A 13,433-nucleotide genomic window follows, 5' to 3' on the forward strand; every position below is an offset into this window, starting at 1 on the left:
GCATCACACCAAAACAGAAGCTTGCCCTGGCCGCTTAACCTCTACTTTTAGCGCGCTCTAAAAATGGGGGGATTACCTGTGGACGTTTGCGCGCAGCCGTTGTTTTGGTTGGCCTATTGTTTCACTAGCTCGACGCGGCGGTTCTTTTCGCGGCCGGCGTCGGCGTCGTTCGAGGCCACCGGCGAGTACGAGGCGACGCCTTTGGCGCTGAGGCGCTTGGCGTCGATCTTGTAGTCCGCCGCCAGGGCTTTGACCACCGATTCGGCGCGTTTTTGCGATAGTTCGACGTTGTGCGCCAGCACGCCCTGGTTGTCGGTGTGGCCGACGACGTACACCTTCAGCTTGGGGTCCTGCTGCAGCAACTTGGCCATCTCGGCCAGCGCCGCTTTCGAGTCCGGCTTGACGTCGGCCTTGTCGGTGTCGAAATACACGCCGTACACCGCCACCTTGCCTTCGGCGGCGATGCCCTTGGCCATGTCGGCCGCGTTCAGGCTGGCCGAGACCTTGCCGCCCTCCATGGCCTTGGCTTCGACGATCTCCAGATACACGCCGCCGTTTTTGTCCTGCACCGGCGAGACCACGTACACGCCGACATGCACCGGCGCGCCGTCGGGCCGCGTGCCCTTGGCGACCAGGTAGCGGCTGTCGTTGCGGCCGTTGTTGAACGGCGACCAGTTCGCTTCGCCGCCTTTGATGAAGTTGTCGCCCAACCGGTTGTCCAGGAAGTACTGGCCGAAGTCTCCGCCGCACGCCTCTTTGGCGCAGGTGAACAGCACTTTCAGGCCGGCTTTGTCGAGCGCGGCCTGATAGTTGCGCATCACTTCCAGCGACGAGCGCTCTTTCGGGTAGTTGTAGGCGATGCGGGTGTATTTGCCTTCGAGCTGCAACGCGCTTTCGAACGCGGCCTTGCCGTCCTTGTTGGCGATGCGCTTGCCGGCGGGGAGCAGCATTTCGTCGAATTCCTTGACGCCGTAACCGACCAGCTTGGATCCTTCAAAGCGCGACAGCAAAGGGTGGTCCTTGGCGCCCTTGACCGTGTCCTGCGCCGGCATCTGGCCGTGGGCGAACGGCGCGAGGGCGGCGATGCCGGTGAAAAGCGTGAAGGCGAGAAGTCGAGGCGTGCGCACGTGGGGCCCTTGTCAAGAATGAATGATCCCGATTCTAGGGGTGAATTGCAATAAGATCAACACATCGATCCTACCGTGCGGCACGCCTGCTCAGTCGGCGAAGTAGCGGTTGCGCCCGTTCTGCTTGGCGACGTACAGCCGGGCGTCGGCGGCGCGCACCACGGCGCTGGCGTCCTGGCTGTCGAGCGGCGGCACCGCCGTCGCCAGGCCCATGCTGATCGACACGTAGGGCGCCGTCGGCGAGGCCGCGTGCGCCAGATTGAGCTTGCGCACCTCGTCGATGATGCGGCTGGCGACCACCCGCGTGCCCTCGGCGCCTTCCTGCGGTAGCAGCAGGATGAATTCCTCGCCGCCGTAGCGTGCCAGCAAGTCCTGCGGCCGCGAGGCGCAACTCTTCATCGCGGCGCTGATTTGCTGCAGGCAGGCGTCGCCGGCCTGGTGGCCGTAGTGGTCGTTGTAGAGCTTGAAGTGGTCGATGTCGATCATGATCACCGACAGCGGCAGGCCGGCGCGCGCGCAGCGGCGCCATTCGGCGTCGATGGTGTCGTTGAAGTGGCGGCGGTTGGCCACGCCGGTCAGGCCGTCGGTCAGGCTCAGCTCGCGCATGGCGTCGGCCTGGCGCTTGATGGTCAGCTGGCTGCGCACGCGCGCGCGCACCACGGCCACGTTGAACGGTTTGCTGATGAAGTCGACCGCGCCCGCTTCCAGCGCGCGCGTCTCGTCCTCGGGCTGGCTGAGGGCGGTGACGAAGATGATGGGGATGTCCTGCAGCCGGGGCGAGGCGCGCAGCGCGCCGCAGACGGCGTAGCCGTCCATGCCGGGCATGACGGCGTCGAGCAGGATCAGGTCGGGTTGCTGGGCCAGCGCGATCTCGAGCGCCTTTTCGCCGTCGAGCGCGAACAGCACTTCATGTTCGTCGCGCAGCGCATGGTGCAGGATCTGGATGTTCTCCATGGCGTCGTCCACCACGAGGATGCGCCCATTCCTGGCCAGGTCGGTCCAACTCATGCACTTTCCTTTCGCTGCAACATATTCTCCACCAGTTTAGCCGCAGTGCTGAAATCAAGTGTTTCAACTGCTTCCGCCAAGGCGCCCGATTGCGCCGTCGCTGCGAGGGCGGGCCGCAGCTCCCGAAAGTGCTCCAATGCCTTCAGGTTGTTATTCTGAAGCAAACTTTGCAGCTCCGCCAGCTTTTGCGGCAAATCGGACGCATCGGTGTTGCCCTCAGGCATATCCGGGTCCGCCGCCATGCCGCGCACGGAGGCGGTGACCACGCCGAGCGCCGTCGCCAGCTGGTCCAGCGCCGTGTCCAGCGCGCCGCCGCCGGCCTCGGCGTCTTTGTGCAGGGCGGCCTCGGCAAGCGCGGCCAGCCGGGAGACCTCGGCGGCGCCCAGGTTGGAGGCGACGCCGCGCAGCCGGTGCAGCGCCTGCGCCGCCTGCAGGGGTTGGCCGCCGGCCAGCAGGGCGCGCACCTCGTCCACCGTGCCGCCCTGGGATTGCTCGAACCTTCGCAGCAGCGCGGTCAGCCTCTCGCGGTCGCCGCCCAGGCGGGCCAGCGCGGCCTCGATATCGATGCCGGTCAGGGCGCTGGCGGGGCGGGTGGCCGTGGCCGACGCCGGGTCCGCCGTGACGGCGGCCGCCTCCACCCCGGCTGGCGCGGTCGATGGCACCAGGCCGGTGAGCACGGCGATCAGGTCCTCGACATCGATCGGCTTGGCGACGTGGGCGTCCATGCCGGCGGCCTGGGCGCGGCGGCGGTCGTCCTCCATGACGTTGGCGGTCATGGCCACCACCGGCAAGGTCAGGCCGGCCGCGCGCAACGCCGCCGTGGCGTCATAGCCGTTGAGCACCGGCATTTGCACATCCATCAGCACCACGTCGTAGCGGCCGGGTTCGGCCGTCAACAGCTCCACCGCCAACTGGCCGTTGCCCCGCACGTCGACGGTGGCGCCGGCGTGCAACAGGATGTATTGCGCCACTTCCTGGTTGATCTCGTTGTCCTCGACCAGCAGGATGCGCATGCCGGCCAGCCGGCCGTGCAGCGGCGAAGCCGCTTCCGCGCCGTCCCGCGGGCTGCCGGCATCGGCGTCGCCGCCCAGCAGCGCGGCGACGCGCCCGAGCAGCCGCGCCGGGGTGACCGGCTTCGACAGGATGCCCGCCAGCCCCAGGCTGCCGGCGTGCTGCGCCTCGGCCGCCGCCAGGTGCTCGGTGACCATCATCAGCACCGGCGGCAACGCCAGCGCCATGCTGGCGTGGATGTGCCCGAGCAGCGCCGGGCCGTCCATGCCGGGCATATCGCGGTCGAGCAACAACAGGCCGTAGGGGCGTTCCACACGATGGCTCTCGTGCAGCATGGCCAGCGCCGCCGGGGCGTCGGCGGCGGCGGCCGCGCTCCAGCCCAGGTGGGCGCAGGCCTCTTGCAGCGCGGCGCGCACGCTGGCGCTGTCGTCGACGATCAGCAGCGACAGCGCGGCCGCCGCCGGCGGGATGGCCGGCGCCGCCGGCGCGGCCAGGCATTCGAACGGACAGGCGAACAGGAACTCGGCGCCGTGGCCGGGCTCGCTGCGCACCTCGATCGCGCCGCCCATCATGTCGGCCAGTTGGCGGCAGATCGCCAGCCCCAGCCCGACGCCGCCGAACTTGCGGCTGGTGCTGCTGTCGGCCTGCGAGAAGGCGTCGAAGATGTGGGCCTGTTGTTCGGCCGGGATGCCGACGCCGGTGTCGCGCACGCGGAACTCGATCAGCAGCGCGCGCTCGTCCGGGCGCGCCGTGGCGGCCCGCCGCACCGACAGCACCACCTCGCCCTCGGCGGTGAACTTGATGGCGTTGCTCAGCAGGTTGAGCAGCACCTGCTGCAGCCGCATCGGGTCGCCCGCCAGCTCGTTGGGCAGGCCGGGGTCGATGTCGAACACCAGCTCGACGCCCTTGTCGGAGGCGCTGCCGCTGATGAGCACACTGATGCTGTCGAGTATCTGCTCGAGCTGGAAGCTCGCATGCTCGAGCTCGAGCTGGCCGGCCTCGACCCGCGAGAAGTCCAGCACGTCGTTCACCAGGCTCAGCAGCGACTGCGTGGCCAGCTGGATCTTGTCCAGGTAGCCGCGCTCGCGCGGCCCCAGCCCGGCCTCCTGCAGCAGCCGGGCCAGGCCGATGATGGCGTTCATCGGCGTGCGGATCTCGTGGCTCATGTTGGCCAGGAACTCGCTCTTGGCGCGGCTGGCGGCCTCGGCGCGGTCGCGCGCGAGCACCAGCTCGACGTTCAGCTCCTGCAGGTGCAGCTCGGTCTCCTTCAGTTCGGTCACGTCCGACACCAGCACGAAGAAGCCGCGCACCTCGCCGTACTGGCCGACGTCGGGGATGTAGTTGACCCAGGTGTGGCTCAGTTGGCCGGAGGGCCAGGTCAGCTCGCTGGCGAAGCCCTGCGGCTCGCCCTGGAGCGCGGCCTGCACGTAGGGCGCGTTGTCGGCGTATTGCCGCTCGCCCAGCACGTCGGCCATGCGCGCGCCCATCATCTGCTCCGGGCTCATCTGGTACCACTCGAGGAAGTAGCGGTTGGCGAAGCGGCAGCACAGGCCGGCGTCCCAGTAGGCCACCATGCCGGGCAGGTTGTCGGTCACGGTGCGCACGAACTGCTCGCTCTGGGCCAGGCGCTCGATGGTGGCGCGCAACGCCTCCTTGGCCTGCTTGCGTTCGGTGATGTCGAGCGAGATGCCCAGCACGTGGGTGGCCACGCCGTGCTCGTCGCGCAGCGCCACCTTGCGCGTGGTCAGGTAGCGGGTCTGGCCGCCTGCGGTGGTGATGGGCTCCTCGGCGATCTCGGTGATCTCGCCGGGGGGCGAGGCCAGCACGCCGCGGTCGCCGGCGGCGAACAGGTCGGCCTGCTCTGCCGGCACGAAATCGTAGTCGTTCTTGCCGATCAACGACTCGCCGCTGGTGTGGCCAAGCAACAGCGCGCCGTAGCGGTTGAACATCGCGTAGCGCAGGTCGTCGGCGCGCTTGAGGAAAATCATCGCCGGCATGTTCTCCACCACGGAGCTGAACAGCTGGCGCGACTGCAGCAGCTCGGCCGCCACGCGCTTTTGGTCGGTCACGTCCAGCAGCAGGTTGGTGATGGCGCTGATCTTGCCGTCCTGGTCGAACTGCGGGTAATAGCTCACCACCCAGTGCGACAGCTGTTTGGGATTGGCCGCCGTTGGGCCGGAGCGCTCGATGCCGGTCAGCGGCCGGCCCGTGTCGAGCACGGCGCGGTAGTCGGCCAGCACGCCTTGCCGCACGTCGGGGTCGGCGATCATGTCGCCGACGTGGCGGCCCAGGTGGGCCACCACTTTTTGCCCGTTCAGCGCGGCCATGTAGTCGTTGATACGGATCACCCGCAATTCGCTGTCGACGTAGCTCAGGCCCACCGGCGCGGTGGCGTACAGGGTTTCGAGCTGGGCGCGCGATTTTTCCAACTGCGCGGTGCGTTCGTCGACCAGCTTTTCCAGTTCGTGGCGGTGGGCCCGCAGGTCGCCCTCGAGCGCGTGGAAGGCGTCGCCCACCGCCTGCGCCTCGCGAAAACTCATCGGCGGCACGGTGAACGGCGCGCCGCTGGCCAGCGCCTCGGCCGGGCCGACCAGGTCGCGCACCGAGCGCGCGATGCGCCCGCCGACGAACCACGCCAGCGAAAAACCGGCCAGCAGCACCAGGCCCATGGCCAGCGAGATGGTGGTGACGGCGCGCAGCAGCTCCTCCAGCGCCTTGGCCTGCCGTGTGGCGATGGCGACCGTGGCGCCGCTGACGGGCGAGCGGCTGTAGCCGAGGTAGACCGGCGTGCCCTCGGTGTCCTCGGTCACCAGCAGCGCGTCGGACGATTGCAGCAACCTGGCGCGCAGGGTGGCGTCGGCCGGCTGGCCCAGCACCTGGCGCGGTCCGCCGGCCTGGGCCACGATGGTGCCGTCGCCGTCGTACAGGGTCATCGACTGGTGCGGCTGGATCTTCTCGTCGCTCAGGATGGTCGTCAGCCGGTCGGGCTTGAGCAGCACGGTCATGGCGTAGGCCACATGGGTGTCGATGAACACGGGCACGTCGACCGCCAGCAGCGCGCTGCCGGCGACGTAGATGATCGACAGTTGGGGGCGGGCGCTGTGGAACAGCGGCGTCAACCGTTTGCTGTTGTTGACCTGGTTGAATGTTTCTGGCAACGGCGCGCCGACGTGCATGGCCACGCCGCCGGTCTCGTCGCTCAATAAAATTTGCGATGCGGGAAATTGCGGTCCCAGCAGGCCGCCGGCCTGGACCCGCAACGCGCCCTTGTCGACTTCGCGGATGCTGGGCGAGGTCGCCAGCGCCATGGCCGCGCCCTCGCTCTGGATCAGGTCGCGGTCGATGGCGGCGGCCACCATGCGCGCGGCCTGGCGGGTGTCCTCCATCAGGGTGGCGCGTTCGCGGCTGTAGAACTGCCGCACCACGGCGCCGAAGCCCACCGCCGCCGGCAACGCGCACGCCAGCACCAGCAGCGCGATCTGCGAGCGGATCGAAGGCAGGGGGGAACTGGTTTTTTCTGGCACTGGCACTGGCACGTGGAGGGCTCCCGGCAACCGGTTGATATCAGGCTGGCAGGAGGATAGTAGCCGAGCCTGGCCGTTTCAGAAAGTGTTTTGTCCTGGACTGGGGGGAAGCGCGGGCGGAGCTTGGCGGATTACGCTGCGCTAATCCGCCCTACGTGTCTCCGTGGTCATTTCGATTCTCCGGCCATTGACCTGTGATTAACTGTGGAGACACGTAGGGCGGATTAGCGCGAAGCGCGTAATCCGCCACCGCCCGCTTAAAAGAACAACGCGGTCCGCTGGATCACGCTGCCGTCGTTGGTGTACGGCGCGGTCGCGCGCACCGAGCCGGTGTTGAACTTGCCGTCATCGAGCTTGCTGTCGACCTGCTCGGCGAACGAGTCCGGTAGATTGTCGAGCCGCACGCCGTTGCCGCCGCGTCCGCCGACGACGTCGTTGTAGATGTACACCGCGCCGCCCTGGGCGCTGGTCATGAAGTCGGTGGTGCCGTTGAACGAGCCGGTGATGAAGCCCGACAGCGCCAGGTGCTGCGGCGCCAGCTGGTATTCGGCGATCTGGCCGTCGCCGTTGCCGTTGCCGGTGGCGCCCGGCGCATGGCTGGTGCCTTGCACGTCGTCGCCCGGCAGCGCGCGGAACTTGTCCTGGTAGGCGTTGACGGCGGCCGTCAGCGACGTCGATTGCTGGATGATATTCTTGACGCGGGCGCTGTCGATCAGGCCCTGTCCCTTCAGTACGCCGCCCAGCAGCAAGCCGATGATGACGAGCACGATGGCGATTTCAACCAGGGTAAAGCCGCGTTGGCGCAGACGGGTGGCAGGGAGCGTACGCATGGGGTGATTCCTTTCTTCAGTGCAGCGATGTGTTGTTGCTATACGTGATGCTATATTACAGCAAGGTTTATGGCTTGGGACCGCTGTCCCGCTGGTTCGAACCGTTTGATCGATTCAGTTGATCGAGCCGGTCCGATAAAAACTTCAGCTCGTGCGGATCGGTGATCAAACCGTCGCGCAACAGGCCGCCGATCAGCGCGCGGGCGCTGTCGAGCTCATTCATGTCTTCCAGGATGAACACTTCCATTTCGCGCGCCCACGCCGGCACTTGCGGACCGGTCGCGCGCAGCCGGATCGCCTGCGCGTAGCGGCGCGCCAGCGGCAGGTCGTACAGCCGGTGCCTGGCCACCAGCGCCGCGTGCGCCAGCCACGGCCAGCGCCGGTTCGGGTCCTCGGCGAAGCGGGCATAAACGAATTCAAGCATGACGCGGGCGCGCGCCGGATCGGCGACCGCGCCATACACTTCGCTGGCCGCCAGCAGCGGGTACTGGCCGCGCGGATCGAGCTCCAGCACGCGTTGCAGCCACAAGGCGACCTTGCCGTAGTCGAGATCGCGCCAGGCGATGCTCAGCCCGGCCTGCTCGTCGAAGCCTTGCACGTACAGCATGGTCAGCTTGGACAGCGCCACCGGCTCGCCCAGCGCCGCCAGCCGCAGCGCCGCCAGCGACGGCGCCGGCGGCAAATCCCGCGCCCGCGCGCGCGGCGGCGCGGCAAGGACCTGCCACAGTATTTGCAGCACCAGGGTCAACGCCAGCAGCGCGAGCACCCCTCGCGGCACCGCACTGACAGGTTTGACGTGCGCGCGCATGCTCATATCCGTTTGCGGTATAGATCGAACAAGCCGGCGGCCGCCATCAGCGCCACGTAAATGACGGTCTGCGCGGCGATGGCCAGCAGGTCGGCGGCGCCGCCGTCGTGGTAGACCAGCCAGTCGCTGCGGGTAAAACGGTCCAGGTGCGGCAGCAGCAGCGCCAAGCCGTCGATGGCGGTGTTGAGCATCTGCTGGCCGGCGCTTTGCGCGGCGCCGGCGCCGTGGCCGAGCAATTGCAGCGTGCCGATGGCGCGCGCCAGCACATAAAAGGCGAAGGCGGCGGCCAGCGCCGGCAGCACCTGGCTCAGGGTCAGCATGCAAAGCAGGCTGAAGGCGGCGACGATCCAGCATTCGCACAGCAGCGACAGGGCCCACAGCGCCGCCTGCGCCGGCGGCGCGAAAAACAGCGCCAGCGCGCCGAACAGCACGGCCGGCAGCACGGCCAGCGCGGCGAAGCCGGCCAGCTTGCCCAGCAGGTAGACGGCGCGCGGCAGCGGCAGCGCCATCAGCAGTTCCAGGCCCTTGTCGTTGGCTTCGCGCACCATGCTGGTGACGACGAAGGTGGCGATCAAAAACACCGCCGCCAGCCGCAGCACCGCGCCCAGCAGCGCGGCCTGCAACTGGCGGCTTTCGGTCAGCGCCAGTTCGTTGAGGAAGCCGCTGACGCCAACCGCGCCCAGCGCCATCACGAGCAGCAGCCACAGCAGCCGGTTGCGCAGCGCTTCGAGCAGGGTGTAGCGGGCGATGGTGAGGGTGGCCAGGGTCACGGTGCGGTCACAAAATTAGGCGTGAAGATGCGCGTCACGGCAGCTTCTGCGCCGCCACCATGCGGTTGTACAGGATGTTGGGCGAGATCCAGATGACGATATCGTCGAACTCGCCGCCGGCGCCGCGCGGGTCGGTGCTGGCCGGGCGGCTGATCAGCGCCACGCCGCCGCTTTGCAGATTGGTCTTTTCGTCGATATTGTTGTTGCCGGCGTCGAGGATGCGGGTGTTCTGGTCGCTGGTGCCGCCGTAGCCGTTGCGGCCGAACGACATGATGGCGGCCGGGATATCCTCGACCTCGGTGGACGGCACCAACTCGCCGCCGGCGCCGCGCGTGGCGATGGTGATGTCGCGCTTGGTCGTGAGCGTGAAGAAGGCCGTGCTGTCGGCGAACGCCGGCGTGACGCTGTAGGCCAGCACCCGGCCCCAACCGTCGAGCCGGCCCACGCCCAGAGTCGCCCACGGCAGGTAGCCGAAGCGCTTGTTGCAGACCGCGCCGGCGCGGTCCTCGCGGCCGTCGGCGGCCGAGATGGCCGGGCAGGGCAGATAGCCGTTGCGCAGGGCGTAGCCCATCAGCGCCTCCTTGGCCTCGTCCATGGCGCGCACCGTCTCGCCGACGCGGCGCTGTTCCAGTTGCGACGACAGCGGCGCCACCAGGCCGCCGATCATCAGGCCGACGACCAGCAGGACGATGGCGATTTCGACGATGGTGAAGCCGGCTTGTCGTTGGCGTGAAGGCATGTAAGGATAGGAAGTCATATGGGTTGAAACTGGCGTGGGCCCGGCATCAGCGCTTGGGCGCGGAGGCGCGCACGCGGTTGCGTATCATCGGCAGCGGCACCCAGCTGACCACGTTGCTGAAGCTGCCGCCGATGCTGCGCGGCTCGCCGGTGGCGGCGCGCGCCATGAAATCGCGCACGGCGAGCTCGTTGGCCTGCTCGTCGAGGTTGTCCGTCACGCCGCTCAGTTGCGCGATGCCGTCGACGCTCACGCCCAGATGCTTGCCGCTGGAATAGATGACAGCCGGCGCACAGCGATCGTCGACGCGGCAATTGGCCGAGCCGGCGCGGTAAAACACGGTGCCGTCGTCGTTGCGGTCCAACACGGTCTTGTCGGCCTCCACCGTGTCGTCGAGATTGCCGTTGGCAAAATCGCGCGACACGCTGTAGCGCAGCAGCTTGTTCCAGCCGTCGCCCGGCACCAGGCCGAGCGTTATCCACGGCAAAAAACCGGTGCAATCGGCGTCGCTGGCGCAAGGCCGGGGATTTTCGCGGCCATCGGTGGCCGACAGCGCCGGGCGCGGCAGGCGCCGGTGCAGGATGGCATAGCCCAGCAGCGCCTCGCGCGCCTGCGCCAGCGACTCGCGCGTGAGCGCCTGCGGACGCAACTCGCCGGAAGGCGGGCTGAACAAGCTCATCAACAACGACGACGCTCCCAGGCCCAGCACGACCAGCAACAGCAGCAGGGCGGCGCCGCGCTGGCGTCGCGGCAAGGCCGGACGCCGTCGCCGGAATGGTTGAAGGCGTTCACGGTTCATTGATGTCCTTGACGCGGCCATCGGCCAGGTCGTAGCGCTGGCCCGGCCGCAGCAGGATTTTCCTGCCGGAGGGCAGGGTGACGGTCAGCGCCTTTTTGTTACGGTTGCTGAATTTGTTCTGCGGACCGCTCTGCGGCACGTTGTTGAGCCACACCGTGCTGCGTCCGCTGCTGCTGCGGACTACGCCGTTCATCTCGAGTTGTTCCGGCGCGGGCGGTGGTGGTGGCGCCTCGGCGCCCATGCCTGGCGCCGCGCCGGGTTGCATCATATCGGGCTGCATGGCCTGCGCTCCGGGCGGCGGCATATTGCCCGGAACCCCAGGCGGCAGCGAGTAGTCGGGCAGCGCCCCCGGCGGCCCGCCAACGGTGGCGGCAACCGCCTTGCCGCGATTGGCATCCAGCGCCGCGCGCTCCGCCGGTGTATTAAACAAGCGCCCGATGCCCGGATCGGCATAAGCGAACTGACAAGCGGCCAACAAAATGAGTCCCGCGACGGTAGCATACCGAGGAAACACACACATCTCCGAGGCCTTCATGCCTTGCCTTTCTTCCGCTCAGTCACCGGAGCCACCTTCGGCGCCGGCGCCATGGTAATCCAGTTCAGCGTACAATCCGCACCCAAGGTCGGCCCCGCTGCAGCCCCAGCCGCCCCGGCCACCACCCCCAGCCGCTTGATCGAACAATCCTGCACCGCAAAGAAACTCCGCTCGCGCAAATCCCCCAGGAAATCGAACAAATCCATCTCGTGCAGCAACTCCATATGCAAGCGCATGCGGCTGCCCTGCAACTGGTACTCGCCCAGATCCAGCGCCGACTCCAGCCTTACCGGCTGCTGCGGGTCGATCTCATAGCTCAGCGGCAGCAACTTGCGCTGCTCCTGCGTCTGCCGGATCGCATCGACCCACTCCAGGCGCTTCTCCTCGCCGATCAGCCCGCGCTCGCGCAACTCGATATAGCGCTGCTGGAAATTACGGATATCGCGCTTTTCATTGTCCACGTGCGCATACCGCGAATACGCGGCGTCGCGCACGCGCTGCACCCTTTGCAGCTCGGCGTCGGCGTCCTGCTGGCGCCAGCCGGTGACGACCACGCAGGTCATGCCGATGGTCACGGCGGCGACGGCGGTCAGCACCGCCGTGCGGATCAGATCGAACTCGTTGATCCAGTAGGGCAGCACGACCTTGGCGCGCGGCGGCTTTTTGCCGGTGACGGGGTTGGTGCTCATGGCTGCCACACTAGGTTCAGGGAGAATTTGGCGCGCGTCTCGACCGCCTGCACGCCGGCCTTGCCGTTGAGCTTGACGGAGGAGCGGGTGTCGAGCGGCGGCTTGTCGACCTCGACGATCAGGCGCGGATGGCTGGCAAGTTGCTGCGCGAACAGGTTCATCGTATTGACGGCGTTGCGGTAGTCGTCCTGGTCGGTCATGATTTCCGCCTCCAGCAGCAGCGCCTGCGGCGGCCGCCCCGGGATGCCTGCCAGCAACGACGACATCGGCGCCACCTGGCCGGCGCCGCCCATATCGGCCGCGCCACCCTGGACGCCGGCCTGGCCGCTGATTTGCGTGGCCGGCAGATTGACCTTCCAGTCCAGCTGCAACAGCCGGATCTGCGGCGATTGTTCGAGCGCGGCGCTGACGATGCCCATCAATTGCTGCGGCCCCGGCCCCTGCGTCACCAGCATGCGCTCGACATTGACTGCCGCCCGCATGTTGGCGGTGGTGGTCACGCGCGGCGGCATCGCGGCCATGACGGCGCCGTAGCGCTGGTCGTACGAGGATGCCTCGGCGGCCAGCCGCGCGGTATCGTCACGCGCATCGCCCAATTGCCACAGGTTGATACCGGCCAGCACCGCGCAGCCGGCCGCCAGCACGCCGCTGAACAGATACAGGTTGACGCGCGCGCGCCACAGCTTGAAGTAGCGTTGCAACGGCCCCAAGGTGTAGTGGCTGGGCGGACGCGTGCGCGCCAGGAAGGCCAGCATCAACGGATCGGTCAGCCGTCCCGCCAGGTCGGCGACGTCGCCGTCGCCGGTCTTGATGCCGAGCCGGTCGGTCACGCCCTCCAGCGGGATGAAGCGGAACGCCGTCTCGGCGCCTTCCTCGCATTGCGCTTCCAGCGCGGGAATGGCGGCGGCGGGGGCGATCACCGCCGTCTCCAGCACATTGCCGCGCGCCATCAGCCGCACACTGGTCAGGAATTGCTGGGTCTTGCCGGTCTCGGTGCCGATGTTGACGGCGTCGCCGTCGCGGTCGATGGCCGGCGTCAGGCGCGAGAATTTGAGCTGGCCGTTCTGGAAGTAGCTCTGGCGCCAGCCGGCCGACTGTTGCGTCACCAGCAGCAGGTGCTCGTCGCGCATGGCCAGCTTGCGCACCAGAACCTCGCTGAGCAAAGTGGTCGAGTACAGCCCGGCCAGCGGTATTTTCAGTTGCTCGAGCGCCTCGGCCCACGGCTGCACCGACGACGGGTTGGTCAGCGCCGACAGCAGCACGATGTCGTCGCGCCGGCCCAGCGCCTCGCGGCCCTGCACCTCGTGGTGGCGGAACGGCGTCTCGCGGTATTGCTGCAGCAGGCGCCGCTGCATCAGCTTGGCGCCGGCGCGGCCGCCCACGTGCGGCACGTGGACGCGCTGGAAGTCTTCCTCGATCAGGTCGGCCAGCAGGTAGACCGGCGCGTGGTTGCCGTGGTCGATGTAGTCCATGAAATCGTCGACGCCGGCGCGGTCGTTGTTGAAGCGGACCCCGCCCGTCAAGCGGCCGTTGCGCCACTGGTAGGCGTGCAGTTGTTCGCTGCTGAGATAGAGTAGGTGTTTGCTCGTCACGGCA

General features: G+C 67.9%; 11 protein-coding genes. All 11 read right to left on the reverse strand.

Features of this window, described 5'->3' with window-relative positions; all coding sequences use genetic code 11:
* Positions 1-113: 113 nt before the first annotated feature.
* The 11 genes from AC07P1_RS30990 to AC07P1_RS31040 all read right to left on the reverse strand — a co-directional run bounded on the left by AC07P1_RS30990 (position 114) and on the right by AC07P1_RS31040 (position 13,429).
* Complete coding sequence (locus AC07P1_RS30990; protein ID WP_494699445.1) at positions 114-1,127, reverse strand: OmpA family protein; 1,014 nt, start codon at positions 1,125-1,127, stop codon at positions 114-116.
* 90 nt (positions 1,128-1,217) lie between these two features.
* Entirely contained in the window at positions 1,218-2,135 is a 918-nt protein-coding gene (locus AC07P1_RS30995; protein WP_494699446.1) for a diguanylate cyclase domain-containing protein, read from the reverse strand.
* The gene (locus AC07P1_RS31000; RefSeq protein WP_494699447.1) at positions 2,132-6,682 is read right to left on the reverse strand and encodes a PAS domain-containing protein; all 4,551 of its coding nucleotides are present in this window, start codon (positions 6,680-6,682) and stop codon (positions 2,132-2,134) included. The genes AC07P1_RS30995 and AC07P1_RS31000 overlap by 4 nt, the downstream gene beginning before the upstream one ends.
* Before the next feature lie 245 nt (positions 6,683-6,927).
* Positions 6,928-7,500 (reverse strand): prepilin-type N-terminal cleavage/methylation domain-containing protein, encoded by a 573-nt coding sequence (locus tag AC07P1_RS31005; protein ID WP_494699448.1) that lies wholly within the window; start codon positions 7,498-7,500, stop codon positions 6,928-6,930.
* Positions 7,501-7,567: 67 nt separating this feature from the next.
* Entirely contained in the window at positions 7,568-8,308 is a 741-nt protein-coding gene (locus AC07P1_RS31010; protein WP_494699449.1) for a hypothetical protein, read from the reverse strand.
* 2 nt (positions 8,309-8,310) lie between these two features.
* Positions 8,311-9,078 carry an ABC transporter permease gene (locus tag AC07P1_RS31015; protein ID WP_494699450.1) on the reverse strand — a complete coding sequence of 256 codons (768 nt, stop codon included), beginning with the start codon at positions 9,076-9,078 and terminating at the stop codon, positions 8,311-8,313.
* A gap of 34 nt (positions 9,079-9,112) precedes the next feature.
* Positions 9,113-9,817, reverse strand: a complete 705-nt coding sequence (locus AC07P1_RS31020; RefSeq protein ID WP_494699451.1) for a type II secretion system protein — start codon at positions 9,815-9,817, stop codon at positions 9,113-9,115.
* Positions 9,818-9,863: 46 nt separating this feature from the next.
* A complete protein-coding gene (locus AC07P1_RS31025; RefSeq protein ID WP_494699452.1) occupies positions 9,864-10,613 on the reverse strand; it encodes a hypothetical protein in 750 nt (249 codons plus the stop codon).
* Complete coding sequence (locus AC07P1_RS31030) at positions 10,603-11,091, reverse strand: hypothetical protein (protein ID WP_494699453.1); 489 nt, start codon at positions 11,089-11,091, stop codon at positions 10,603-10,605. Before AC07P1_RS31030 ends, AC07P1_RS31025 begins: the two co-directional genes overlap by 11 nt.
* Positions 11,092-11,144: 53 nt before the next feature.
* Positions 11,145-11,837: a hypothetical protein gene (locus AC07P1_RS31035; protein ID WP_494699454.1), complete on the reverse strand. Its 693-nt coding sequence runs from the start codon at positions 11,835-11,837 to the stop codon at positions 11,145-11,147.
* Positions 11,834-13,429 (reverse strand): hypothetical protein, encoded by a 1,596-nt coding sequence (locus AC07P1_RS31040; RefSeq protein ID WP_494699455.1) that lies wholly within the window; start codon positions 13,427-13,429, stop codon positions 11,834-11,836. The genes AC07P1_RS31035 and AC07P1_RS31040 overlap by 4 nt, the downstream gene beginning before the upstream one ends.
* Positions 13,430-13,433: the final 4 nt, after the last annotated feature.

Source organism: Duganella sp. GW821-FHT07F09, from assembly GCF_059418705.1.